The sequence below is a fragment of the Prosthecobacter sp. genome, from assembly GCF_044378005.1.
GTDB lineage: Bacteria > Verrucomicrobiota > Verrucomicrobiia > Verrucomicrobiales > Verrucomicrobiaceae > Prosthecobacter.
Genome location: NZ_JBILYB010000038.1, coordinates 19,330 through 44,766, shown reverse-complemented (window position 1 = coordinate 44,766; position 25,437 = coordinate 19,330). Strand labels below are relative to the sequence as shown.

Here is a 25,437-nt window from a genome sequence, read left to right as displayed (position 1 = left end):
AGCGACGGATGTCATTGAAGGCGAGATGGCTGGGTATCTCTTCGCCCCGGCCGAAAAAGTGCCGGAGGAGTTCAATGGTGGCTTCTCGCTCTATGCGGCGGCTTGGCCTCTCGTCGGCACCTATCCGGGACATCGGTTTCAAACCGGCCTCTGCGGGACGTGGATGCATCCGCAGTGGACGGAGGCGCAGAAGCCGAAGGAGAAATGCTACACGGACATCGAGGGCGGGCTCGGTTGGTGGCGTGACACGCATTTTCCGACGATCACGCCGAAGTTCATCATGGGCGGCGTGGGGCCGAACTTCTCGTTCATCGCGAATGGTCCCGGCTATGGCGCGGGCACTTGGGAAAAGCCGCGCGGGCAGTATGGCGTGGCACAACTCAGTCCCTGGCTGTTGTTCCCACTCGATGGCCTCAATTTGAAGCAAGGCACCAAAGGCGAACTTTTTGGTTACGGCTATCTGCCACTGCCGCTCACGAATCCGAAAGCGACTACCGCAGGCAAGAACGTGCCCACCGGCAACCACTGCTGGACGTTGTTTCTCAACACCGCGAACTTCAAAGGCCCCGCGACTTTCTTCACGCCCTACTTCTGGACACAAGCCACGGTCGATCATCCTGAGTGGGCAGGTTTGTTGCTCGATTCCTGTCCCGCTGGACCGAACAAAGCCATCCAAATGGAGACGCAGCATGTGCCCGCCGTTTTGAATGGCCAACATGCACGAGTCGCGCCGACTTCGTTCCCCGTTGGCGCCGATAGCACCTCCACCGTGCTTCACCGACTCACCGCCTACAAGAAAGCGGCGCTGTGGGATGAGGTGCAAAAGTGGTTCGATGGCGGTGCACCTGCTGATGGCGCGATCAAAGTGGAAGCCTCCGCCGTGCATAAGTTCCGCGAAGGCGGCGGCTCCAACTGGAGCATCTATCTGCCGGGCACGAAGCGCGAAGAAAAAGTGCCGCTCGCCTGGAGTTCCTTCGCCACTTCGTTCACGCCAAATCCAATCACCTTCGGCTACAAGTGGAACAATCAACTCACGCGCACCAGCGACGGCCTCGTCACCCTGCCCGAATACTACCAACTCGGCACCAATCCCCGCAACAAGCCGCAATGGGCCGTCATTCAGCCCAAAGATGTCCCCGCCGATCTCGGCCTCACGCAGCATCGCTTCGTCACACCTCCAGAGAAGCCCCAAGAGCCGCGCATCACGCCCGATGACGCCGAAAGCTGCTGGAAGAAGCCCGGTCCGAAAGCTGGCCCCTTCAAAGTGAAGATCGGCGATGGCAGCACGGTCACTTATTACTGGTATCGCTTCGCCGATCAGCCCGCGATGCTCAACGCCGACCTCACGCCCAAAGAACGCGAGCAAGTGCAGGCCCGTGTCGAGAAACTCCACCGCACCTGGACCAAGGATCGCAACTACCTCACCCCACCCGATGTCGGCACGCTCGCCAGCATTGATCCTGCGTTGATCCTCACACCACCGCCCGGTTTGGAGATTGGCTATGTGCCTATCGCCACGCGGCAGGAGTTGGAAAAATAGCACCGCCATCATGAGATCACTCTTCGTCATTCTCGTGCTCGGCTGTGGTCATGCCTTTGCGATCACGAAGCCGAACATCGTCCTCATCCTCGCCGACGATCTCGGCTACGGCGATGTGCGCTGCTACAACGCCGACTCCAAAGTTTCCACGCCGAACATCGACCGTCTCGCGGCGGAGGGCATGAGGTTCACCGATGCGCACAGCCCGGCCACAGTTTGCACGCCATCCCGTTACAGTCTCATGACCGGGCAGATGGCGTTTCGCGTGCCGAGCGGCGGCACGGTGTTTCAGGGTGTCGGTGGGCCATCGTTGATTGCTCCCGGCCGCCTCACCTTGCCGACGATGCTGAAGCAGCAGGGCTATGCGACGGCTGCGGTGGGCAAGTGGCACATCGGTCTGACCTTTCGCGACAAAGCGGGCGAGGCGATCCACAGCGGACGCTTGGAGGACGTGCAGCGCGTGGATTACTCGCGCCGCATCAAGGGCGGACCACTCGATCACGGCTTTGATCGCTTCTTCGGCACCGCCTGCTGCCCGTCCACTGACTGGCTCTACGCCTTCATCGACGGCGACCGCATTCCCGTGCCGCCGACAGGGCGGTTGCAACGCGTCAGCTTGCCGAAGCATCCCTATGCGAATGATTGTCGTGGTGGCTTCATCGCGCCGGACTTCGATTTGCTGGAGGTGGACATGCTTTTTTTGCAAAAGAGCCGCGAGTTCATCGCGCAACACATGCACACCTCGCCGCAGAAGCCCTTCTTGCTCTACCACGCCACGCATGGCGTCCATCTGCCGTCGTTTGCCGGAAAAGACTTCCGCGGCAAGACACAGGCCGGACCGCATGGCGACTTCATCGCCGAGTTCGATCACATTGTCGGTGAATTGATGAAGGAGCTCGAAAAGCATGAGCTCACGAAAAACACACTCGTCATTCTCAGTAGCGACAACGGCCCCGAAACCACCTCCGTCGTTCACATGCGTGCCGACCATGCCCACGACGGCGCGAAACCCTGGCGCGGCGTGAAGCGCGATGCGTGGGAAGGCGGCCATCGCGTGCCTTTCATTGTCCGCTGGCCCACGAAGGTGAAAGCGGGCAGCACCAGCGATGAAACGCTCTGTCTCACCGACATCATGGCCACCACCGCAGCGATCACCGGTGCTGAGTTGCCGCACAATGCCGCCGAGGACAGCTTCAACATGCTCCCCGCCCTCGAAGGCACTGCCACCGCTCCCATCCGGCCTTATCTGCTCACCCAGGCCTTTGGCGGGCAGCGCACGCTTTCGATTCGTCGCACGAACTGGAAATACATCGCCCACCGCGGCTCCGGCGGAAACAACTACGACAAAGGCGAGCTGAAGCCCTATGCCCTGCCCGAAACCGATCCCGAAGCCCCCGGCCAGCTCTACGACCTCGCCACCGATCCCGGCGAGACGACGAACCTCTACTCGAAGAAGCCCGAGATCGTGAAGGAACTGCAAGCGCTGCTCGAACAATCGAAAACCACCGGACGCAGCCGCCCATGAAACCATTTCTCTTTTTCGTCTTCCCCATGATCGCAGCCACAAACGCCGTGACAGCTCAAGACAACCTGAATGACCAGCGCATCGCTTCCAATCCCGCCATGCTCAATCTGGATCGCATCTTTGCCGACCATGAGTTCAAGGAACGCTCGCTGGGGGAATACCGATGGAGCAAGCGCACCGCTTCGTATTTCACTCTCGAAGCCGCGCAACAAGACGGCAAAGGACAGGACTTGGTGCGCAACGATACAGCCACGGGAAAAAAGGAGATCCTGGTGCCAGCCGCCGGGTTCCAGCCGAAAGGAGAAGCTGAGCCGTTGAAGGTCGATGCCTTCGAGCTCTCCACCGACGAGTCGAAGCTTCTCATCTACACCCACAGCCAGCGCGTGTGGCGGCGCAACACACGCGGCGACTACTGGGTGCTTGAGATGGGGAAGCCCGGTTCCCTGCGGAAACTCGGCGGCGATGCGGAGCCCTCCACGCTCATGTTTGCCAAGTTTTCGCCCGATGGCACACGAGTCGCCTACGTCCGCGCGAACAACATTTATGTCCAGGAGATGACCGGCATGAAGATCACAGCCGTGACCGCGGATGGCTCGCCCACGCTCATCAATGGCACCTCCGACTGGGTGAATGAGGAGGAGCTTCACATTCGCGACGCTTTTCGCTGGAGCCCCGACGGCTCATCCATTCTGTTCTGGCAGTTCGACACCAGCGACGTTCGGCAGTTTCATCTCATCAACAACACCGACGAGAGCTATCCAAAGATCACGTCCTTTCCCTATCCCAAAGTTGGCGAAACCAATTCCGCCACCCGGGTGGGTGTGGTCAGCGCAGTTGGAGGCGAAGTGCGCTGGCTGAAGGTGCCGGGCGATCCACGCGAGCACTACATCCCTCATGCGGAGTGGTCGCCGGATGGGAAGCGCATCCTGGTGCAGCAGCTCAACCGCCTGCAAAACACCAACCGGGTCATGCTGGCTGAGGCCAGCACCGGCACGGTTCGCACCGTCCTCACGGAGACCGATGAGGCCTGGCTGGAAAATGACAACCCGGTGCGCTGGATGGCTGGCGGCGAGAAGTTTCTCTGGCTGAGCGAACGCGATGGCTGGCGCCATGCCTATCTGGCGGACACGAATGGAAAGAGCTTGGATCGGATCACCACTGGCGACTTTGATGTCATCAGCATTGATGCAGTGGATGAAAAGAATGGCTGGCTCTACTTTTCTGCCTCGCCGGAAAACCCCACGCAGCACTATCTCTATCGGCAGCGCCTCAGCGGCGGCAAACCCGAGCGTCTGTCGCCGGCCTCGCAGCCGGGCTGGCACAGCTATGAGTTCTCGCCTGACGTTCAGTGGGCGATGCACACGCACTCCCACTTCACTCAGCCGCCGGTGGTGGCGCTCATCCAGGTGTCTGATCACAAGGTTGTGCGCGCTCTGGAGGACAATCAGAAGCTCTGCGAGAAGCTTGCGGCCCTCAAGCAGCCCACCGCCGAGCTTTTGAAGCTGGACATCGGTGACGGTGTTTTGCTGGATGCCTGGGCGCTCAAGTCTCCAGGCCTGAAGCCCTCCCTGAAGCACCCGCTGCTGATCCACGTGTATGGCGAGCCTGCGAGCCAGACCGTGCGGGACAAGTGGCCGGGCGAAAGAGGCATCTGGCACTGGATGCTGGCGCAGCAGGGCTACATCGTCGCGAGCATCGAGAATCGCGGCACACCGGTCCCGCGCGGCCGCGCCTGGCGCAAAAGCGCCTTCCGCCAGATTGGCATCCTCGCGACGCAGGACCAGGCCGCAGGCGTCCGGGCCTTGCTCAAGCACTGGCCTGACGCGGACCCCGCCCGCGTCGGCGTCTGGGGCTGGAGTGGCGGCGGCAGCATGAGCCTGAACGCCATCTTCCGCTACCCGGACCTCTATTCCACCGCCATCGCCGTGGCGCCCAACGCGAACCAGTTGCTCTACGACACCATTTACCAGGAGCGCTACATGGGTCTGCCGAAGGACAATGCGGAGAACTATCGCCTCGGCTCGCCCATCACTCATGCGAGCCAGCTTCAGGGCAACCTGCTGCTCATCCATGGCACCGGCGATGACAACGGGCACTACCAAGGCACGGAGCAGTTGATGAACGAGCTCATCAAGCACAACAAATACTTCACGGCCGTTCCGTATCCGAACCGCAGCCACGCCATCTCGGATGGCGACAACACCGTGCGTCATTTTCACGGCACCATCACCCGCTACCTGCACCAGCATCTGCCCGTCAACCCTGCCACCGCCGCCAAGGAACCATGAATGTTGAAGCCATCCAAAACGAACTGACCAGCGCCGGACTCGATGGCTGGCTCTTCTTCGACCATCACTTCCGCGATCCGCTGGCCTATCGCGTGCTCGGTTTGCCTGCCGTGGGCCATGTCTCGCGCCGCTGGTATTATTTCATCCCGGCCAAAGGCATTCCACGTGGTTTGGTTCATCGCGTCGAACCTCACCAACTCGATGCACTGCCCGGTGAAAAGATGCTCTATGCTCGCTGGCAGGAGCAGGAGCCGGGCTTGCGCGATCTGCTGGGCGGGGCGCGGAGGGTCGCCATGCAATACTCGCCGCGTTGCGCCGTGCCTTATGTCGCGAATGTGGATGCGGGCACGGTGGAACTCGTCCGCAGTCTGGGTGTCGAGGTCGTGAGCTCGGCGGAGCTGATCCAGATCTTCGAGGCCCGGTGGACGCCCGCGCAGCTTGAGCTGCATCTCGAAGCCGGTCGCCGCGTGGACCGCATCCGCGATGAGGCGTTTGAACTCATCCAGACCGCCACCCGGAGCGGCAAGGCCATCGACGAATACGGCGTGCAGCAGTTTGTCATGCAGCGCTTCCAGGAGGCCGGCATGGTCACGAATCATCCGCCCATCGTCGGAGCGAACGTGAATGCGTCGGACTCGCACTATTCACCGCCAGCGACCGGTAGCGCGCCCATCCGCCGTGGCGATCTCGTGCTGCTCGATCTATGGGCAAAGCTGGATGTGCCCGACGGCGTCTATTACGACATCACCTGGATGGCTTTCTGCGGCGAGGAAGTGCCCGCGCCCATGCGTGACGCCTTTGCCACCGTGGTCGCCGCGCGTGACGCGGGCATCCGCTTCGTTCAGGAAGCGATGGCCGCCGGGCGCATCATTCGCGGCTTCGAGGTGGACGACGCCGTGCGCGGCTGCATCGAGTCACGTGGCATGGGCCAGTTCATCCGCCATCGCACCGGCCATAGCATCGGCCGCGAGGTCCACGGCGTCGGCGCGAACATGGACAACTATGAGACCCACGACGACCGCCGCATCATCCCCTGGACCTGCTTTTCCATCGAGCCCGCGCTCTACTTGCCCGACTTCGGCGTCCGCACCGAGATCAACCTCTTCGTCGAAGAACACGGCGCCCTCGTGACCGGCAGAATGCAAAACGATTTTGTCACCCTATGAACCGATTGCTCCCGCCTCATCGCCTTTGCCTGCTCCTGCTGATCCTGCCGCTTCTCTGCCAGGCGGCTGCTCCTAACATCGTGGTCATCATGGTCGATGATGTCGGGTGGCGGGATCTGCACGGCTACGGCAATCCGTTGGTGGATACTCCTTACCTGGATCAACTGGCAAGGGAGGGCATGAAGTTCACCGATGCCTACGCTGCCGCGCCGGTGTGTTCACCGACACGCGCCGCGATGATGACCGGTCAATCACCGGCGAGGCTCCAACTGACCAACCATGCGCCTGGCAATCCCAGCGGCTTTTCCCTGCCTGGCTCGAACCTCCAGGAGGCTGAGGCGCTTCGCCATCTGCCGCTCAAAGCTGTTACCATCGCCGAACGCCTTGCCGCCGCGGGCTACGCCACCGCGCACATTGGCAAATGGCATCTCTCATATGTCAACCCCTCCAGCAAAGAGGGCGTCACCGAGGCGGACCTGCGGCCTGAGCATCAGGGCTTCTCGCTAAACGTCGGTGGCAGTGAGCCTCGCGGATCGCACAGTTACTTTGCACCGTATCGCATCCCCGCCCTCGAAGATGGACCACCCGGCGAATACCTGCCAGAGCGTCTCACCGACGAGGTCATCCAGTTCATGCGATCCCATCGGGACGGCCCCTTTTTCCTGAACTGGTGGCCCTATTGCGCGCACTATCCTTGGCAGGCGCCTGAAGCGCTCATCATGAAATACCGGCAGCGCAAAGATCTGCCCATCAAGCCGGTCTTTGCCGCCATGCTTGAGTCCATGGATGCCGCCATCGGGCGCTTCCTGCGAGCGCTGGATGACGCAGGCCTGCGTGACAACACCCTGGTTCTTTTCACCTCCGACAACGGCGGCTATGACGGTGACAACAAGCCCCTGCGCGGGATCAAAGGCATGCTCTACGAAGGCGGCATCCGTGTGCCGTGGATCGTGCGCTGGCCCGGCAAGATCAAGCCGGGCTCGATCAATGCCACGCCCATCATCAGCACCGATTGCTACCCGACCCTTCTCGAAGTCGCCGGCCTGCCTCCCACGCCCGATCATCCGCTAGATGGCAAGAGCCTCGTGCCGGTGTTGACCCAGACTGCCGGCTTCGAGCGCGACAGCCTCTTCTTCCACTATCCGAACTACGCCTTTCACAAACAGAACCGCCTCGCCAGCGCCATCCGTGAAGGCCCTTACAAGCTCATCAAATACTATGATGACGATTCGCTTGAGCTTTACGACCTGGGCAAGGACATCGGTGAGAAAAAAAACCTCGCTGCGGAATCAACCGAACTCGCTGCGCGTCTGGCTAACAAACTCGACCGCTGGCTCCGGGAAACGGATGCCCGGATGCCCGGCTGCCAGTCAAAGTGACGAACAAGTGAAAGCTTTGAAGTCCATGAGATCGCTTCTTCGCATTGGTTTATCTTTCTTCCTCCTCATCGCAGGGACGGCTCTCGCCACGCCACCGCCCAACGTCCTCTTCATCGCGCTGGATGATCTGAATGACTGGATCGGCTGCCTCGGCGGGCATCCGCAGACGAAGACGCCGAATCTCGACCGACTCGCGGCGAGTAGCGTGTTGTTTCGAAATGCCTACACGGCGGCGGCCTCGTGCAATCCCTCGCGCACCGCGATCTTCAGCGGCCTGCCGCCGCATCGCTCGGGGCTTTATCACAACCTGCAAAAGATGCGCGAGGTGTTGCCGGAGGCGGAGCTGCTGCCGCGTTACTTTTCCAATCATGGCTACTGGAGCGCGGGCTCGGGCAAAATGCTGCATTACATCATCGACCCGCCGTCGTGGGATGATTACTTCCCGGCCAAGGCGAAGGACAATCCCTTTCCGCACACGTTTTATCCCGAGAAGCGCCCCGTGAACCTGCCGCGTGCCGGCGACTGGCAATACGTCGAGACCGACTGGGCCGCGCTCGACGTGACCGACGAACAGTTTGGCGGCGATTGGGCCGTGACGAAGTGGATTGGCGAGCAACTCCAACGTCCGCACGACAAGCCCTTCTTCCTCGCCTGTGGCATCTACCGGCCGCATGAGCCGTGGTTTGTGCCGAAGAAGTATTTCGAGCCCTTCCCGCTCGAAAGCATCGAGCTCCCGCCCGGCTACAAGGCGGACGATGTCGATGATTTGCCGCCCGCAGGCCAGCGCCTCGCGCGGAACCGCTACTTCGCGCACATTCAAAAGCACGAGCAGTGGAAGAAGGGCATCCAGGCCTATCTCGCGTCGATTCACTTCGCCGATGCGATGCTCGGTCGCGTTCTCGACGCACTCGAAAAGAGCACGCAGCGCGACAGCACGATCATCGTGCTCTGGAGCGATCATGGCTGGCATCTCGGCGAGAAGGAGCACTGGCAAAAGTTCACCGGCTGGCGTGTCTGCGCCCGTGTGCCGCTCATGATCCGCGTGCCGAAAGGCGCGCCCGGCTTGCCCGAAGGCACCACGCCCGGCAGCGTGTGTGATCGTCCTGTGAGCCTCGTCGATCTGTTTGGCACGCTCACCGATCTGTGCGGCCTGCCGCCGAAAGCGGACATCGACAGCCGCAGCCTCGCGCCGCTTTTGCGCCATCCACAGGCCGAATGGCCGCACGCGGCCCTCACCCATCTCGACAAGCCCGAGAACTATGCCCTCAGCACCCAGCGCTGGCGCTACATTCACTACACCGGCGACGAAGAAGAACTCTACGACCTCGAAACCGATCCGCACGAATGGTCCAACCTCGCCACAAAGCCCGAACACACCGCCAAGCTCGCTGAGATGCGTTTGCTCGCGCCCAAGACCATCCAGCCTGTCCACAAATCGAAACCATGAACATCGTCTCCATTTTCAACGACGTGATCGGCCCTGTGATGCGCGGGCCATCGAGTTCGCACTGTGCTGCGGCGCTTCGCATCGGGCGGCTGGCGCGGGATTTGATGGAGGGCGAGATCAGCGAGGTGCTCGTCGAGTTTGATCGCGAAGGATCACTCCCAACCACACACGACACCCAAGGCAGCGACATGGGACTCTTCGGCGGCTTGCTCGGCTGGGACGCGGATGATGAGCGGCTGCCAGAGTCGGCGAAGGCGCTGGCGGAGGCCGGGATCAAGCTACGCATCGAAACCGTCGATGTCGGTGATCCGCATCCGAACACGTATCGGCTCAAGCTAAGCAACGAGCGCGAGAAACACTCGCTCATCGCCATTTCGACCGGCGGCGGCATGATGGAGGTGCTCAGCATCGACGGCGTGCCGATGAATATGGACGGCGGTTATCATGAGACGCTGATCTGGCTACCCAAAGGCTCTGTGAGTGACATTGAAGCCGATGAAGTCATCCTTCACGAAGCGGGCGAGTTTCAGATCGTGCAGGTCAAAGCGGCTCATTTTGTCTCCACAGGCGGTTTGAAGGCCATCTCGATCAAAAAGCTCGCGCCGGTGCTCCCCGTGCCATCACGCAAAGAAATGCGCGTGCCCTTCACAAGTTGCGAGGACATGCTGAAACACGACGGCGGCCAGAACACGCCGCTCTGGCAGCTCGCCGTCGAGTATGAGCGAGCTCGTGGCAGTTTCACCGAGCGTGAAGTCATCGACAAGATGATCGCCATCGTGCGCATCCTGCGGAAATCCATCGCCAGTGGCATTGTGGGCACGAGTTACGAGGATCGCGTGCTGCACCATCAGAGCGGACGCTTTGCGGAGATGATGAATTCAGGCCGTTTGCTCGATGGCGGAGCCTTGAACCGCATTATCCTCTACGTTACCGCTTTGATGGAGGTGAAGAGCAGCATGGGCGTCATCGTCGCCGCACCGACCGCAGGCGCGTGTGCTGCCTTGCCGGGCGCGGTGATCGCCATGGCGGAGTCGATGGGCAAAGACGAAGAAGAAATGGCCAAAGCGATGCTCGCCGCCGGATTGATCGGCGTCTTCATCGCCACGCGCTGGACCTTTGCGGCGGAAGTCGGTGGCTGTCAGGCGGAAGGTGGTTCTGCGGCTTCGATGGCGGCGGCAGCGCTTGTCACACTCGCAGGCGGAACGCGGGATCAAGCCATCGCGGCAGCCTCGATGGCGTTTCAGAGCATGCTGGGGCTGATTTGCGATCCTATCGCGAATCGTGTGGAAGCACCGTGCCTCGGCAAAAATGTGATGGCGGCCAGCAATGCGCTTTCCTGCGCAAATATGGCGCTGGCTGGCTATGACCCGCTGATCCCGCTGGATGAAGTCATCGACGCTGCCAAACACGTCTCCGCATCCATGCCCCGCGAGCACCGCTGCACCTCGCTCGGTGGTTTGGCCATCACGCCGACCTCACTCGATATCGAGCGAAAGCTCGCGGCGCTGAAAAGCAAGGGCTGCGGCAGTTGCCACTGCTGAGTCCGAAAGAATCACGTCTCGTTCGACTTCTATTCCCACCATGAAACGCCGCTCCTTTCTCTCCACCTCCGCCGCCACTGCTTTTGGCTTCCAGTTTGTCCCTGCGCATGTCGTGCGTGCTCAGGGCGTGGCTCAAACGCCGTCCAACAAGCTCCGCATCGCCGCGATTGGCGTGGGCGGACGTGGTGCGGCGGATTTGGGCGACATGGCGGGCGAGGACATCGTGGCGCTGTGCGATGTCGATGAGCGTCGTGCGGCCGGCAGCTTCGAGAAGTTTCCGAAGGCGCGGCGCTTCACGGATTTCCGCAAGATGTTCGATGCGATGAACAACGAGATCGACGCCGTGCTCGTGGCCACGCCGGATCACACGCATGCGGTGGCTGTACTGGCCGCCATTGGCCATGGGAAGCATGTGTATTGTGAGAAGCCGTTGGCGCATACCGTGGCGGAGGTGCGGGCGATGCGGAAGGCGGCGCTGGAGAAGAAGGTGATTACGCAGGTGGGCAATCAGGGGCATTCGTCGGACAGCATTCGGCTGTTTGTCGAAATGGTGCAGTCGGGAGCCATCGGCAATGTGTCGGAGATTCACGCGGGATGTGATGCGTTCAAAGATGTGTATTGCCAGATCGGCAAGCAGCAGGCGATCCAGACGGAGAAGCATGAGGTGCCAAAAGAACTCGATTGGGACCTGTGGCAAGGGCCGCTAAAGACGCAGGCGTTTCATCCAGCGTATGTGCCATTTAGCTGGCGAGGCTTTTCGGCCTATGGCAGCGGCTGCATCGGCGACTGGATTTGCCACGTCGTCGATCCGTCGTTCTGGGCGCTGGATCTCGGCATGCCGACCGCGATCACCGCAGAAACGAAGGATTACGATCCGGTGAAGCACGCGGCGTTTTATCCGAAGGGCACGCGGATCACGTATGAGTTCCCCGCGAAGGGCAGTCGTGGCCCGGTGAAGCTGATCTGGCATGACGGCGAGTTCGGCATCCCCGCGCCGGAAGAGCTGAAGCAGGACAATCGCAAGGTCGTCGGCATCGGCGCGGTGGTGATCGGCGACAAAGGCAAGATCATGCACGGCTCGCATGGTGCTGGCGGTGTCCGCTTGATCCCTGAGGCGAGCATGAAGGGCTTCAAAGTGCCGGAGAAGACCATCGCCCGCGTGCCAAAGGGCAATCACCAGCACGACTGGCTCAACGCGATCCGCGAGAATCGTCCAGCAGGCTCCAGTTTCGAATACGGCGGCTCTTTGAGCGAGATCGGCCTGCTGGGCATGATCGCCGTGCGCCGCAGCGGCACACGCCTGGAGTGGGACAATGCCGCGATGAAATTCACGAACGACGCCGAAGCGAACGCACTGCTGGTGCCGGAGTATCGCGAAGGATGGAGCTTGTGATCGTCACCTCGGCTTGATCTCAAACGCATCCATCCACGGCAGCGTGATCTGGGGCGGCATGCCGCCGAAGGGCTGGTAGGCGGGGAGCTGGACGATGCTCATGCTGTGCGGCTGGCTGGCGATGAAGAACATCGCGTCGGCGCAGTCGGCGCAGGTGATCATGGCTTCCTTGTGCTTGGCGGAAGGCTGCACGGGACGCTTTTTGACGAGCGGAGTGTCGGCCTCGCCGGGGGCGTATTCAGAGACGACGATGCCGTGCGCGTTAAGCTGCATGCGGGCGGTGAAAAGCATGCCGTGAACGGCCCACTTGCTGGCCGTGTAAGGCACGCCAGCGAAAGAATCGTAGCCATGGCCGGCGGTGGACGAGACGACGACGATCTTCCCGCCTCCATTCGCTGCCATCGGTTTCGCCACGGCCTGAATCATGTTCGCCACGCCGATGACATTGATCTCCATCACCTTTCGCCAGCTCTCCTCGCTGGCGATTCGTGACGGATCGGCATGCGCCATGAAGCGATCCGGCGTGTTGATGCCTGCGGTGTGAATCAGCGCTTGCGGCGTGCCGTGTTTCAGCACTTCATCGAGAGCGGCGGCTACGCTGACGCTATCCGCCACGTCGCAGACGATGGGGATGATCTTTGTAGAAAGAGCGGCGCTTTCCTGGAGCGACTCCAGCGTGCGTCCAAAGACGAACGTCTTCGCGCCGGCATCAGCAAAACGCTTTGCCGCCGCCTGCCCCATTCCACCGCCACCGCCGGTGACGATCACGATTTTGTCAGTCCAATGTTGGTCCATGCGCCGACGCTAACGAGCGCACACGAGGCGTCGAGTCTGTGCTTGGCAAAAATCCGGGTGCAAACCGCCAAAGCATCCAAGACGATTGCCCCGATGCCCGATTAGATGCCTGCTCACATGAGCAAACAGGTCACCATCCTCGGCGCGGGCGTCATCGGCCTCTGCACGGCGCTTTATTGCGCCCGACGCGGCATGCAGGTGACGATCATCGACCAAAAGCCGCAGCAACGCGATGGATGCTCGTTTGGGAATGCGGGGATGATCGTGCCGAGTCACTTCATCCCCCTCGCCGCGCCCGGTATGGTCAAACTGGGCTTCAAATGGATGTGGAACCCTGAATCGCCCTTCTACATCAAGCCGAGGCTGAATCTCGATTTGATGACGTGGGGCCTCGAATTCTGGAAAGCGGCCACGAAGGCCCGCGTCGAGGCCGCCGCGCCTGTTTTGCGCGATTTGAGCCTGCTGAGCCGCCAGTGCTATGAGGAGTTGGATCTCGACTTTGGCCTTGTGAAGAAGGGCCTGCTCATGCTGTGCAAAAAGCAGCAGACGCTTGATGAAGAAGCCCATATGGCCGCTATGGCAAACCACCTCGGCATTCCCGCCGAGGTGTTGGATGCAAAGGCCACTGCCGCGCTTGATCCTACTGTGACCATGGAAGTGTGCGGCAGCGTGTTTTTCCCGAAGGACTGCCATCTCGCTCCTGGTCGCTTCATCGCGGCGGTGGAAGCTGAGCTGGTGAAACTCGGTGTCGATATGCTGTGGGAGACGGAGGTGTGTGGCTTTGAAGTAGAAGGCGGGGTGCTTCGCGCCGTCAAAACGTCAAAGGGTCAAGTGGAGGGTCAAGAGGTGGTTCTTTGCAGCGGGGTGTGGTCGGCGGAGCTAGCGAAGGAGCTGGGTTTGAAGCTGCCGATGCAGGCCGGCAAAGGTTACAGCCTCACGCTGACGAATCCGAAGCAACTCCCGGAGCTGTGCAGCATCTGCACCGAAGCACGACTCGCCGTGACGCCGATGGATGGCGCGCTGCGAGTCGGTGGCACGATGGAGATGGCCGGAACGGACGAATCCATCACGCCACGCCGCGTGCGCGGCATCACGCGAGCCTTCCCCAATTTCTTCCCTGCCTTCTCCGAAAGCGATTTCGCCGATGTGAAGCCCTGGAGCGGCCTGCGGCCCGTTTCACCGGATGGCATGCCTTACATCGGCCGGACGCAGCGTTGGAAGAACCTCACCATCGCCACAGGCCACGCGATGATGGGCTTGAGCCTCGCCCCCGCGACCGGGAAAATCGTTGCCGATGTGTTGAGCGGTGAGAAATCGCATGTGGCGCTCGATTTGATGTCACCGGATCGTTTCGCATGAAAATCGCCCCACTCCTCCTTTTTGCCGTTTCGACGGCTGCGCTCGCATTAGACCGTCCGAAGCTACAAATCCTCAACGCAGGTGAGAAGGCCGTGGAGGTCTTTTGGTTGGCTCCTGATGGCAAACGTGTCTCGAACGGAAAAATCGAGCCGGGGAAGGACAATATCATCGGCACGTCCTTGGGACATCGGTTTGTCATCGTGGATGATGGGAAGGAGACGGAAGTCGTGAGCCAAGTCCCCGTGCAGGCTTTTCGTCATGATCCGAGGGCGAAGGATGGCGTGCCAGCGTTTTACACGCAGGTGGTGAGAGCGCATGGCTATCCGATCTGTGCTTCGGCGAAGGTGAATCCATATGCGCTGAAGGAGGCTGCTTACCTCGCTGACCTGATGCTGGCAAAGCGATCCGATGTGCGGGCGGCGATGATCGCCAGTGGATCGAGGCTATGCATTCTAGCGTACGATGAGTACACCACGGATCAGCCCGAGTGGGCATGGTTGGGTAAGGTGCCGGAGCGTGGCTTTGAGGGCATCTCCATCAAAGACTACCGCGATGCCCGAGCTCGTGGCATGGGCGGCAGCGCCACGGACCCTTTTTGCTCCTGCGCAGAGGAGAACCTGCTGGCTTATGAAGGTGATCCCTACTCGACTGAGTGCATCTTCATCCACGAGTTCGCCCATAATATCCACCTGCGTGGCTTGTCGAATGTGGACGCCACTTTCGATAAACGTTTGAAGGCCGCCTTTGATGCCGCAATGAAGGCCGGGCTGTGGAAGGGCAAGTATGCCAGCGTGAATCATCACGAATACTTCGCCGAGGGCGTTCAGAGCTGGTTCGACAACAACCGCGAAGACGATCACGACCATAACCACGTCAACACACGCGCTGAGCTGCTGACTTATGATCCCGGCCTCGCCGCGCTCTGCCGCGAAGTCTTCGGAGATACCGAGCTGAAATACACGAAGCCAACAACACGGCTCACTGGACATCTCACAGGCTACGATCCCGCCAAAACACCGAAGTTTAAATGGCCCGAGCGACTAGAGAAGGCCAAAGCCGACATCCGCGCTGCCGCCGTGAAGCGCTCTGAAGCCGCTGCGAGCGTGAAGTCGCAGGACGAGCGGCTCATCGCAGGCTGGAAGGTGCATGTGAGCACGAAGGTCGATGCGACGGCCTTTGCCAAGGCGCTGCCGCTTTTCCAGGCGCAGCTTGATGAGATCGTGCGTGTCGTTCCAGCGAAGGCAGTGGCTGAATTGCAAAAGGTGCCTCTGTGGATCAATCCCGAGTATCCCAAGGTGCGCCCACGCGCCGAGTTTCATCCCGACGCCGACTGGCTGCGCGAGAATGGTCGAGATTCGGTGATGGCAAAGGCGGTCGAGTTCACCAACGTGCGCATCTTTGAAGAGGAAACGCGCCGCATGCCGAACTTCGCCCTGCATGAGTTGGCGCACGCTTATCACAACCGCACAGTGCGCATGAGCTTTGGCAATCTGGAGATCAAAGTCGCCTACGAGAAGGCCAAGGCAAGCGGCAAGTATGACCGCGTCGAGCGCAAAGACAGCGAAGGTCGCAGTCACATGGAGCGTGCGTATGCGATGACCACACCGCAGGAATACTTCGCCGAATGCACGGAGGCTTACTTCAGCCGCAACGACTTTTTCCCCTTCACTCGCGACGAGTTGAAGCAGCATGATCCTGAAATGTTTGCACTGCTGGAGAGGCTCTGGGGAATCGAGTGATAAGGTCTCTGCGGCGAATCGTTCACGGATCATGCGTCGCCTCACTCTGCTACTTTCGTCGTTCGTCATTCTGAACTCGTCATTTGCCGCCAGACCGAATGTCATTCTTATCATGGCCGATGACTTCGGCTACGAATGCGTCGGCGCGAATGGCGGTGAATCCTACCAAACGCCTGTCCTCGACAAGCTCGCCGCCACGGGGGTGAGGTTCGAGAACTGCCATGTCCAACCGCTGTGCACGCCCACACGCGTGCAGCTCATGACAGGGCGCTACAACGTGCGGAACTACATCAACTTTGGCACGCTGCTGCGCTCGGAGACCACCTTTGGGCAGCTCTTTAAAAGCGCAGGTTACAAGACTGGCATCTGTGGCAAGTGGCAGCTCGGGAACGAGGTGGATTCGCCCCAGCACTTCGGCTTTGAAGAGTCCTGCCTCTGGCAGCAGACGCGCCGTCCACCGCGCTACACGAATCCCGGTCTCGAATACAACGGCGTCGAGAAAGACTTCACACAGGGCGAGTATGGTCCCGACTTGGTCAATGACTTTGCCATCGACTTCGTGACGAAGCACAAGGACGAGACTTTCTTCCTCTACTACCCGATGATGCTCACGCACGATCCTTTTCAGCCGACGCCGGATAGCGCGGAGTATGATCGCACCATCAGCAGCGAGGCCAAACTGCGCGATGACAAGCACTTCGCTGACATGGTGACTTACATGGACAAGCTGATCGGCAAACTCGTCACCAAGCTTGATGAACTCAGCCTGGGGGAAAACACACTGCTCCTCTTCGTCGGCGACAACGGTACGTCGAGCAAGATGACCAGCCGCTTCAAAGGCGCGGATTTTAAAGGCGGCAAAGGCAGCACGACGCATCGCGGCACGCATGTGCCGATGATCGTGAACTGGCCCGCCATGATCAAAGAAGGCCGCGTGAGCAGTGACCTCGTCAGCAGCACGGATTTCCTGCCCACGATCTGCCAGGCAGCAGACATCGAAGCACCCGCGAAGGTGGACGGTGTGAGCTTCCTACCTCAGCTCAAAGGCGAATCTGGCTCGCCGCGCGAGTGGCTCTACATGTGGTATTCGCCGAGACAGTCGAAGGACATGAAAGTCAGCGAATGTGCCTTCACTCAAACGCACAAGCTCTACCGCGATGGCGGCTTCTTTGATCTGAAAACTGATCCTGAAGAGAAGGCCCCGCTCCCTGCTGACTCGCCCGCAGCCGTGAAGTTGAAGCAGGCACTCGATCAGTTTCAGAATGCCCGCCCAGCGGAACTTGACCGAGCCTTTGAACAATCGGGCAAAGGCAAGGTGCCAGGTAAAAAGAAGAAGGGGAAGAAATAGGCATCAAGATGTCCGTGTGGGCGACGTTTCCGCCCACCACCATGTTTCGTGCCCTGCTCATTCTCGCTGCCCTTAGCCCACTGCTCCATGCGGAGCCACGTCCCAACATCCTCTTTGCCATCGCCGATGACTGGGGGCCACATGCCAGCGCTTACGGCACACCTTGGGTCAAGACGCCAAACTTTGACCGCGTGGCGAAGGAAGGCCTGCTTTTCAATCATGCCTACACACCCAATGCCAAGTGCGCTCCCTCACGGGCCTGCATCCTCACGGGCAGAAATTCCTGGCAGCTCAAAGAAGCCGCGAACCACATCTGCTACTTCCCACCCGAGTTCAAAGGCTGGGGTGAGGCACTGGCGGAGAAGGGGTGGAACGTCGGCCACACCACAAAAGGCTGGGGGCCTGGCATCGCGAACGACATCGACGGCAAGCCGCGCTCGATGACCGGTAAAGCCTACAACAAACGCAAAGCCAAGCCGCCGACGACCGAGATGGGCAATAGCGACTACGCGGCAAATTTCACCGACTTCCTCGAAGCCGCGCCTTCCGACAAGCCCTGGGCTTTCTGGTACGGAGCCATCGAGCCGCATCGCGGTTATGAGTTTGGCAGTGGAGTGAAAAAGGGCGGCAAGAAACTCTCCGACATCGACCATGTGCCCGCCTACTGGCCGGACAATGAAGTGATCCGCAACGACATGCTCGACTACGCCTTCGAAGTGGAGCACTTCGATGCACATCTCGGGCGTATGATCGCCGAACTCGAAAAACGAGGCCTGCTCGAGAACACGCTGATCGTCGTCACCGCTGATCACGGCATGCCCTTCCCCCGCAGCAAGGGCAACGCCAACGTGCAGGCCAACCATGTGCCCTTTGCCACCATGTGGAAGAAGGGCATCGCAAACCCTGGCCGGGTGATCAATGACTTCATCAGCTTTGTCGATCTCGCGCCGACCTTTGTCGAAGTCGCAGGACTGAAATGGAATGATACCGGCATGGCGGAGTCGCCAGGGCGCAGTCTGACGGATATCTTTGCGGGTAACCCCATGCACACACGTGATCATGTGCTGCTGGGCAAAGAACGCACAGATGTGGGACGTCCGAATGACTGGGGCTACCCCATCCGCGCCATCGTGAAGCACGACAGCGTCTTCATCGAGAACTTCGAGTCCACACGCTGGCCAGGCGGCAATCCCGAGACGGGCTACATGGACTGCGATGCTGGTGCGACGAAGAGCTACATCATTGATGCCCATCGCAAGAACCCAGCCGATCCATTTTGGCAGCTCTGCTTTGGTCTGCGCCCAGCGACGGAATTCTATGATCTAAAAGCGGACCCTGACTTCGTGAAGAACCTCCCCGCCGACCCGCGCAGCACTGCCATGCGAGATCAACTCCACGCGGAACTCAAACAACAAGGAGATCCGCGCATGAGTGGCCAGGGCGACATCTTCGACAAATACGAACACGCCTCGAAGAATAACGTCGGCTTCTACGAGAAGTTCATGCGTGGCGAACCGGTGAAAGCCGGCTGGATCAATCAAACCGACATCGAGCCCAAACCCCTGCCATGAAAGCCTGCCTCACTCTCCTCTCATCATTCGCCATACTGGCTTCGTCATTTGCGGCACAGCCGAATGTGCTCTTCATCGCCAGTGACGACATGCGCCCGCAGCTCGGCTGCTATGGCGACACCACGGTGAAGTCACCGAACCTCGATGCGCTGGCAAAGCGCGGCATGGTCTTCCAGCGCAGCTATGTGCAGCAGGCGCTGTGCTCGCCCTCGCGCATCTCCATGCTCAGTGGACGTTACCCGGCCACCACGGGCATTTTTGAAATTGGCCGCACACTGCGCGCCACCATGCCGGACATCACCACGATGCCGCAGCATTTCAAAAACAACGGCTACCACACGCGCAGCATCGGCAAGATCTACCACGTCGGCATCGACGATGAAGCCTCATGGACCGTGCCCGCAGCTCAAGGCCAGAAGCCGCGTCACAGCCCAGCCACGCAGCAAGCGGTCGCGAAGTTCATCGCCGATGCAAAGGCCAAGGGCATCACGCCACCGCAAAAGGGCAAAGGCAGTCGCAACTCCGCTGTGCCAGCGTTTGAGGCCGTCGATTGCGGCGATGATGACCTCCTCGATGGCGATTGTGCCACGCGTGCGATCGAACAGATCCGCGAGTATGCGAAGAACCCATCGCAGCCATTCTTCTTTGCCGTCGGCTTTGCGAATCCGCATGTGCCATGGATCTCGCCAAAGAAATACTGGGACCTCTACGACCGCTCGAAGCTGCCGTTGGCCACGAACAATTTCCTGCCCAAAGACGCGCCTGCTTTTGCCGCGACATCAGGTGCCGACTTCCGCTGGTATGCCGGTGTGCCTGAAGGGGAACTGCCCGAGCCCTTTGCGCGAGAGTGCCTGCACGGCTACTTCGCCGCCATCAGCTATGTCGATGCTCAGGTCGGCAGACTGCTCGCTGCGCTGGATGAGACCGGCCTAGCCAAGAACACCATCGTCGTCTTCTGGAGTGACCACGGCTACTACATGGGTGAGCACACCTGGTGGGGCGCGAAGCACAACAACTACGAAGGTGCCACGCGAAACTGCCTCATCGTCTCCCAGCCCGGCATGAAGCACGCGGGCGGCAGGACGGACGCACTCGCCCAATCTGTCGATCTCGCCCCCACGCTTGCCGATCTCTGCGGTCTGCCCGCAAATGAGGGCTTCCAAGGCCGCAGCCTCAAGCCCGTGCTCGAAGAGCCCACCTCCACCGTCAATGACGCCGCCTACAGTTGGTATCCGAAGGAAGGCTGGCTCGGTGTCGCCATGCGCACGGACAAGTGGCGCTACGTCGAGTGGACCAAGCCCGGCCAGGAGCCCGCCCGCGAGCTCTACAACATGGACCAAGATCCACAGAACAACCTCAATCTCGCCGACAAACCCGAGCACGCTCAAGTCGTCGAATCACTGAGCAAACGCCTGCGCGAAAAGTTCCCCGTGCAGGAGTTCAAGGCACCAACCGAGATGCCCAAAACCAAAAAGTCCCGCAAACAGAAATGACCGCCATGCGCCCGCTTCTTTTCCTCCTTTCGTTTGTCATTCTGCATTCGTCGTTCTCGGCGCAGCCGAACATGATCCTCTTCCTCGCGGATGATCTTGGCTATGGTGATCTTGGCAGCTTCGGGCATCCGATCATCAAGTCGCCAAACCTGGATGCCTTTGCGAAGCAGGGCGTGCGTTTGACGCAATGCTACTCCGGCAGCGCCGTGTGCAGTCCATCGCGCTCCGCTGTGCTCACGGGCCGCACGCCGCATCGCAATGGCGTGTACACCTGGATCGCTGAAGGTGCGGAGGTGCATCTGCGCACGAGTGAAAACATACTTCCAGAGCTGCTCAAGGGTGCGGGCTACACGACCTGCCACAGCGGCAAGTGGCACCTCAACGGCCTCTTTAACAACCCCGCCCAGCCGCAACCGAACGATCACGGCTACGACTGGTGGATGGCCACGCAAAACAACGCCGGACCATCGCACGAGAACCCGAACAACTTCGCCCGCAACGGTCAGCCCGTCGGGCAGATGCAGGGATACTCCGCCCCGCTCGTCGTCAGCGAAGCCATCACCTGGCTCAAAGAAAAGCGCGATGCCTCGAAGCCCTTCTTCCTCGCCGTGTGGACCCATGAGCCGCATTACCCGATCAAATCAGACCCCAAGTTTAAAGCGCTCTACCCCGACCTCACCGATGACATCCAGCGCGAGCATCACGCGAACGTCACGCAGATGGATCACGCCTTTGGCATGTTGATGAAGTCGCTCGATGAGCAAAAGTTGACCGACAGCACCTTCGTCTTCTTTACCTCCGACAACGGCCCCGAAGGCGATGGCATCAAATCGCCCGGTCGTGGCAGCAGCGGTGGTCTGCGTGGCCGCAAGCGTGACATGCACGAAGGCGGTATCCGCGTTCCTGGCATGGCTCGCTGGCCTGGAAAAATCGAAGCTGGCAGCACCTGTGAAGTGCCAGTGATCGGCAGTGACATCTTCCCCACCATGCTCGGCATCGCCGGAGTCAAGGTTTCCGGTGAGCGCACGCTCGATGGAGTCAATGTCCTCCCAGCTCTCGAAGGCAAGGTCACGAAGGTGGAGCGTCCGCAGCCGCTCTTCTGGCGTCTGCACATGGCTCCGAACATGAAGATCGCCATGAGGGTCGATGACTGGAAGATCCTCGCCAACGAAGCCCTCACCGAGTTCGAGCTCTACAATCTCAAAACCGACGAGAATGAGACCACCGACTTGAAGGAGAAGCAACCCGAACGATTCACCGCTTTGAAAGCCCAGCTCATTCAGCACAATGCCAGCATCGACGCCGAAGGCCCCGATTGGTGGAAGCGCCTGAGTCCCAATGGAGGCAAGCCCAAAGGTGCCGACGGAGCGAAGAAGAAAAGGAAGAAGGTTTGAGTCTCCGCCTCTTCAGATAGCTCAGCCATCACCGCTGCAATTCGAATCAGCATCGGGTCGTTTTCCGTGCCCTCATGATCCGCACCTCGCTCCTGCTCCTTTCGTCATTCACCATTCTGCATTCGTCATTGTGGGCGAAACCCAATGTCATCCTCTTCCTCGTCGATGACATGGGCTGGATGGACAGCGGGGCGTATGGCTCGAAGTATTACGAGACGCCGAACATCGACCGCTTTGCCACGCGGGCGATGCGCTTCACGAATGCCTACTCGCAGCCGCTGTGCTCGCCCACTCGGGCCTCGCTGCTCAGCGGGCAATACACTGCACGCCATGGCATCACGACTGCCAGCGGACATCAGCCGCCTCAGCCGGAGGGGCATGTGTTCTTGAAGGAAACCGCGCCGCCGAACGCGCCAATGCTCACGCCAGAGAGCAAGAACTACCTCGAACCGTCGCAAATCACGCTGGCGGAGGTGTTGAAGCAAAACGGCTACCGCACCGCGCACATCGGCAAGTGGCACCTCGGCCTCACGCCGCCGCATTGGCCCGAGCAGCAGGGCTTTGACGTGGCCTTTCACTGCCATCCCGATCCCGGGCCGCCCGGCGAGTATTTTTCACCCTACGGCGTGAAGCCCGATGGTGTCGCGAATGCCAAAAACAAGATCGGCACCATCACGGATGGCCCGGCGGGCGAATACATCGTCGATCGCCAGGCGGTGGAGGCGGTGAAATTCATTCAAGGGAGTCAAGGCGGGCCGTTCTTCCTCAATCTCTGGTGCTACGGCGTGCATGGACCGTGGGGACACAAAGAAGAATACACGAAGGCCTTTGCCGCGAAAAAAGATCCCACTGGCCGCCAAGGGAACCCCATCATGGCCTCCATGCTCAAAAGCGTGGATGAGTGCTTCGGTCGCATCCTCGATGAATTGGAGAAACAAGGCATCGCCGACAACACACTCGTCATTTTCACCTCCGACAACGGCGGCAACACGCACAGCAACACCATCGCCGAAGGCAAAAAGTCCGCCAACGAGGCCTGGCAGAAGTGGGCGGGCCTCCAGCCGCCCACGATGAACACACCGCTGCGCGATGGCAAAGGCACACTCTACGAAGGCGGCACCCGCGTGCCGCTGATGTGGTCCTACGCCGGAAAAATCGCGAAAGGCAGCACCAGCGAAATCGTCGTCGGCTGCATCGACATCTATCCCACGGTCATCGACTTGCTCGGCATCGCCAAACCGGAGAAGCAGGTCTTTGATGGCGTCAGTTACGCCAAAGTGCTGACGGGCGAAGGTCAGCTCGCCCGCATTGCTTACTTCAACTACCACCCGCATGCCGGTGCAAACAAAGCAGGCGGCGTCTGGGCACGCAGCGGCGACTTCAAGCTGCTGCGCTGGTTTGGCAATCCGAGCACGCACGAACTCTACAACCTCCGCGACGACTTCAGCGAAGCCAACGATCTCGCCACGAAGATGCCGGACAAAGTGAAGGAACTAGACGCGCTTATCGACGGCTTCCTCCATAACACTGGCGCGGCATATCCACGGCCCAATCCTGCCTACAAGCCTGTCGTTGCCAAAAAAACCGCGAAACTCGCCGATCCACTCGCTGGTTGGAAAGAACGCGGATGCAAAGCCACGATCACCGATGGCATCCTTAAAATGGAAGCCACAGGCAAGAGCAGCGCAGCCTTTCTCGGCCATGCGATGGCCAAGATGACCGGCCCGGCCACGATCAAGCTGCGCGTGCGCAGTCAATCTGGCGGTGCAGCGAAGATCGACAGCTTCCCCAACGGCTCCGCTGACGCGAACGGCATGGTTTCGCTGCCCTTCGAGGTCAAAACCGGCGATTGGCAGGACGTGCAGGTCCAAGTCACCTCGAACGCTTTGCTCGGCACTCTGCGAGTCTATCTCCCAGACAGCGACATCGACTCCATCGAGGTCGTGCCCGCGAAAGGCGGACCGATGAAGTTCGACTTTTAATCATCCACCCAATGAGGCCAGCCATTCCATTCGCTGCAAGCCTGGGAAGCATTGCCCGTTCTGCCTGAATGCGTCTCCTGCTATTCTTAGCCCTCTGCCCTTCGCTCTTTGCGGCAAAGCCGAACGTCCTCTTCATCATCTCGGATGACCTCACCTCCACGGCACTTGGCTGCTATGGAAACAAGGTGTGCAAAACACCGAACATCGACCGCCTCGCAGAGCGCGGGATGCGTTTCACACGCGCTCATTGCCAGGGGACGTATTGTGGTCCTTCACGAGCGTCGTTTCTCTCCGGCTACTATCCTCATGCCACGAGTGTGCAGGGCTACATCAGCCCGCGCGTGGCCATCGGCGATCGTGCGACGTGGCCGCAGCATTTCAAGAACGCGGGTTACTACTCCGCCCGCGTGAGCAAGATCTACCACATGGGCGTGCCCGGTGGGATCGAGGAGGGCAGTGATGGTGCGGATGACCCAGCATCATGGACAGAGCGCTTCAACAGCAAGGGGCCTGAATGGCAGGCACCCGGCATAGGTGAGACGCTGGAAAAGAATCCCGATGGCAAGAAGCCCGTCATGGGCGGCAACACCTTCGTCATCGTGGCCGCAGACGGCGGTGACATGGTTCACTCGGATGGCAAAACATCAGCGAAGGCCTGTGAACTCATTGAGCAGCACTCAAAGGAGCCCTTCTTTCTCGCGGTTGGTTTCGTGAGGCCGCATGTGCCTTTCGTCGCACCGAAAAAGTATTTCGACATGTATCCGCCCGAGCAGATGACGCTACCGGAGAAGGTGCCCGGCGACTGGGATGACATCCCGAAGCCCGGCATCAACTACAAGACGAGCGTGAACATGCAGATGGATGAAGTGCAGCAAAAGAAGGCCGTCTCTGGCTACTATGCCGCCGTGAGTTTCATGGACGCGCAGGTCGGCAAGGTGCTCGATGCGCTGGAGAAATCCGGTCAGGCGGACAACACAATCATCATCTTCACCAGCGACCACGGCTACCACCTCGGTGAACACGACTTCTGGGCCAAAGTGAGCCTGCGCGACGAATCCGCCCGCGTGCCGCTCATCATTAGCGTGCCCGGCAAAATGCCAGGTGTGAGCGATTCGCTCGTCGAACTGCTCGACCTCTACCCCACCACCGCGAAGCTCTGCGGTCTCGAAGTCCCCGCCCGTCTGCAAGGCAAGGACATCAGCCCCATTCTCGATGATCCGAAGGCAACAGTGCATGACACCGTCTTCAGCGTCGCCGGGACCAGCAAAGGTCTCATGCTCCGCGATGACCGCTGGGTCTTCATCCAATACACGGAAGACGCTTCCAAAGGCATCGAACTCTTCGACATGCAAAACGACCCGCAACAGTTCACCAACCTCGCCTCATCGCCCGAGCACGCCGCGACAGTGAAGGCATGGAAGGTGAAGATCACCGCCAAACTCGCGGCGATACGCGTGAACGACCTCCGTAATTGAAT

General features: G+C 60.1%; 17 protein-coding genes. 16 read left to right on the top strand and 1 reads right to left on the bottom strand.

Annotated features, from left to right (window positions below; genetic code table 11):
* From AC6FTP_RS10055 to AC6FTP_RS10020, 8 genes are all read left to right on the top strand, one after another.
* The coding region (locus tag AC6FTP_RS10055; RefSeq protein ID WP_497206779.1) for a hypothetical protein at positions 1-1,540 on the top strand (1,540 nt) is incomplete at its 5' end.
* Between the two features lie 10 nt (positions 1,541-1,550).
* On the top strand, positions 1,551-3,065 hold the full coding sequence (locus tag AC6FTP_RS10050; RefSeq protein ID WP_497206778.1) for a sulfatase family protein: 1,515 nt from the start codon (positions 1,551-1,553) through the stop codon (positions 3,063-3,065).
* Positions 3,062-5,353: a S9 family peptidase gene (locus AC6FTP_RS10045; RefSeq protein WP_497206777.1), complete on the top strand. Its 2,292-nt coding sequence runs from the start codon at positions 3,062-3,064 to the stop codon at positions 5,351-5,353. Before AC6FTP_RS10050 ends, AC6FTP_RS10045 begins: the two co-directional genes overlap by 4 nt.
* Complete coding sequence (locus tag AC6FTP_RS10040) at positions 5,350-6,519, top strand: M24 family metallopeptidase (protein ID WP_497206776.1); 1,170 nt, start codon at positions 5,350-5,352, stop codon at positions 6,517-6,519. The genes AC6FTP_RS10045 and AC6FTP_RS10040 overlap by 4 nt, the downstream gene beginning before the upstream one ends.
* Positions 6,516-7,898 carry a sulfatase gene (locus tag AC6FTP_RS10035; protein WP_497206775.1) on the top strand — a complete coding sequence of 461 codons (1,383 nt, stop codon included), beginning with the start codon at positions 6,516-6,518 and terminating at the stop codon, positions 7,896-7,898. The genes AC6FTP_RS10040 and AC6FTP_RS10035 overlap by 4 nt, the downstream gene beginning before the upstream one ends.
* Positions 7,899-7,923: 25 nt before the next feature.
* Positions 7,924-9,345 (top strand): sulfatase, encoded by a 1,422-nt coding sequence (locus AC6FTP_RS10030; RefSeq protein ID WP_497206774.1) that lies wholly within the window; start codon positions 7,924-7,926, stop codon positions 9,343-9,345.
* Positions 9,342-10,886 carry an L-serine ammonia-lyase, iron-sulfur-dependent, subunit alpha gene (locus AC6FTP_RS10025; protein ID WP_497206773.1) on the top strand — a complete coding sequence of 515 codons (1,545 nt, stop codon included), beginning with the start codon at positions 9,342-9,344 and terminating at the stop codon, positions 10,884-10,886. The genes AC6FTP_RS10030 and AC6FTP_RS10025 overlap by 4 nt, the downstream gene beginning before the upstream one ends.
* Before the next feature lie 40 nt (positions 10,887-10,926).
* A complete protein-coding gene (locus AC6FTP_RS10020; protein ID WP_497206772.1) occupies positions 10,927-12,279 on the top strand; it encodes a Gfo/Idh/MocA family protein in 1,353 nt (450 codons plus the stop codon).
* A gap of 3 nt (positions 12,280-12,282) precedes the next feature.
* On the opposite strand, the gene AC6FTP_RS10015 is transcribed toward AC6FTP_RS10020, so the two are convergent.
* Positions 12,283-13,074, bottom strand: a complete 792-nt coding sequence (locus tag AC6FTP_RS10015) for an SDR family oxidoreductase (protein ID WP_497206771.1) — start codon at positions 13,072-13,074, stop codon at positions 12,283-12,285.
* Positions 13,075-13,191: 117 nt separating this feature from the next.
* Between AC6FTP_RS10015 and AC6FTP_RS10010 the strand changes: the two genes are divergently transcribed.
* From AC6FTP_RS10010 to AC6FTP_RS09975, 8 genes are all read left to right on the top strand, one after another.
* On the top strand, positions 13,192-14,433 hold the full coding sequence (locus AC6FTP_RS10010; RefSeq protein WP_497206770.1) for an NAD(P)/FAD-dependent oxidoreductase: 1,242 nt from the start codon (positions 13,192-13,194) through the stop codon (positions 14,431-14,433).
* Positions 14,430-16,172, top strand: a complete 1,743-nt coding sequence (locus AC6FTP_RS10005; RefSeq protein WP_497206769.1) for an anthrax toxin lethal factor-related metalloendopeptidase — start codon at positions 14,430-14,432, stop codon at positions 16,170-16,172. The genes AC6FTP_RS10010 and AC6FTP_RS10005 overlap by 4 nt, the downstream gene beginning before the upstream one ends.
* A gap of 31 nt (positions 16,173-16,203) precedes the next feature.
* Positions 16,204-17,520 carry a sulfatase family protein gene (locus AC6FTP_RS10000; protein ID WP_497206768.1) on the top strand — a complete coding sequence of 439 codons (1,317 nt, stop codon included), beginning with the start codon at positions 16,204-16,206 and terminating at the stop codon, positions 17,518-17,520.
* A 41-nt stretch (positions 17,521-17,561) separates the two neighbouring features.
* A complete protein-coding gene (locus tag AC6FTP_RS09995) occupies positions 17,562-19,091 on the top strand; it encodes a sulfatase family protein (protein ID WP_497206767.1) in 1,530 nt (509 codons plus the stop codon).
* Positions 19,088-20,584 carry a sulfatase gene (locus AC6FTP_RS09990; protein WP_497206766.1) on the top strand — a complete coding sequence of 499 codons (1,497 nt, stop codon included), beginning with the start codon at positions 19,088-19,090 and terminating at the stop codon, positions 20,582-20,584. The genes AC6FTP_RS09995 and AC6FTP_RS09990 overlap by 4 nt, the downstream gene beginning before the upstream one ends.
* Before the next feature lie 5 nt (positions 20,585-20,589).
* Positions 20,590-21,978 carry a sulfatase family protein gene (locus AC6FTP_RS09985; RefSeq protein ID WP_497206765.1) on the top strand — a complete coding sequence of 463 codons (1,389 nt, stop codon included), beginning with the start codon at positions 20,590-20,592 and terminating at the stop codon, positions 21,976-21,978.
* Positions 21,979-22,052: 74 nt separating this feature from the next.
* Complete coding sequence (locus AC6FTP_RS09980; protein WP_497206764.1) at positions 22,053-23,960, top strand: sulfatase; 1,908 nt, start codon at positions 22,053-22,055, stop codon at positions 23,958-23,960.
* A 68-nt stretch (positions 23,961-24,028) separates the two neighbouring features.
* Complete coding sequence (locus AC6FTP_RS09975) at positions 24,029-25,435, top strand: sulfatase (protein ID WP_497206763.1); 1,407 nt, start codon at positions 24,029-24,031, stop codon at positions 25,433-25,435.
* Positions 25,436-25,437: the final 2 nt, after the last annotated feature.

Bases quoted from the DNA above. Each gene is read 5' to 3' on its own strand.
- AC6FTP_RS10050 (WP_497206778.1), top strand. From the start codon at position 1,551: ATGAGATCACTCTTCGTCATTCTCGTGCTCGGCTGTGGTCATGCCTTT.
- AC6FTP_RS10045 (WP_497206777.1), top strand. From the start codon at position 3,062: ATGAAACCATTTCTCTTTTTCGTCTTCCCCATGATCGCAGCCACAAAC.
- AC6FTP_RS10040 (WP_497206776.1), top strand. From the start codon at position 5,350: ATGAATGTTGAAGCCATCCAAAACGAACTGACCAGCGCCGGACTCGAT.
- AC6FTP_RS10035 (WP_497206775.1), top strand. From the start codon at position 6,516: ATGAACCGATTGCTCCCGCCTCATCGCCTTTGCCTGCTCCTGCTGATC.
- AC6FTP_RS10030 (WP_497206774.1), top strand. From the start codon at position 7,924: ATGAGATCGCTTCTTCGCATTGGTTTATCTTTCTTCCTCCTCATCGCA.
- AC6FTP_RS10025 (WP_497206773.1), top strand. From the start codon at position 9,342: ATGAACATCGTCTCCATTTTCAACGACGTGATCGGCCCTGTGATGCGC.
- AC6FTP_RS10020 (WP_497206772.1), top strand. From the start codon at position 10,927: ATGAAACGCCGCTCCTTTCTCTCCACCTCCGCCGCCACTGCTTTTGGC.
- AC6FTP_RS10015 (WP_497206771.1), bottom strand. From the start codon at position 13,074: ATGGACCAACATTGGACTGACAAAATCGTGATCGTCACCGGCGGTGGC.
- AC6FTP_RS10010 (WP_497206770.1), top strand. From the start codon at position 13,192: ATGAGCAAACAGGTCACCATCCTCGGCGCGGGCGTCATCGGCCTCTGC.
- AC6FTP_RS10005 (WP_497206769.1), top strand. From the start codon at position 14,430: ATGAAAATCGCCCCACTCCTCCTTTTTGCCGTTTCGACGGCTGCGCTC.
- AC6FTP_RS10000 (WP_497206768.1), top strand. From the start codon at position 16,204: ATGCGTCGCCTCACTCTGCTACTTTCGTCGTTCGTCATTCTGAACTCG.
- AC6FTP_RS09995 (WP_497206767.1), top strand. From the start codon at position 17,562: ATGTTTCGTGCCCTGCTCATTCTCGCTGCCCTTAGCCCACTGCTCCAT.
- AC6FTP_RS09990 (WP_497206766.1), top strand. From the start codon at position 19,088: ATGAAAGCCTGCCTCACTCTCCTCTCATCATTCGCCATACTGGCTTCG.
- AC6FTP_RS09985 (WP_497206765.1), top strand. From the start codon at position 20,590: ATGCGCCCGCTTCTTTTCCTCCTTTCGTTTGTCATTCTGCATTCGTCG.
- AC6FTP_RS09980 (WP_497206764.1), top strand. From the start codon at position 22,053: ATGATCCGCACCTCGCTCCTGCTCCTTTCGTCATTCACCATTCTGCAT.
- AC6FTP_RS09975 (WP_497206763.1), top strand. From the start codon at position 24,029: ATGCGTCTCCTGCTATTCTTAGCCCTCTGCCCTTCGCTCTTTGCGGCA.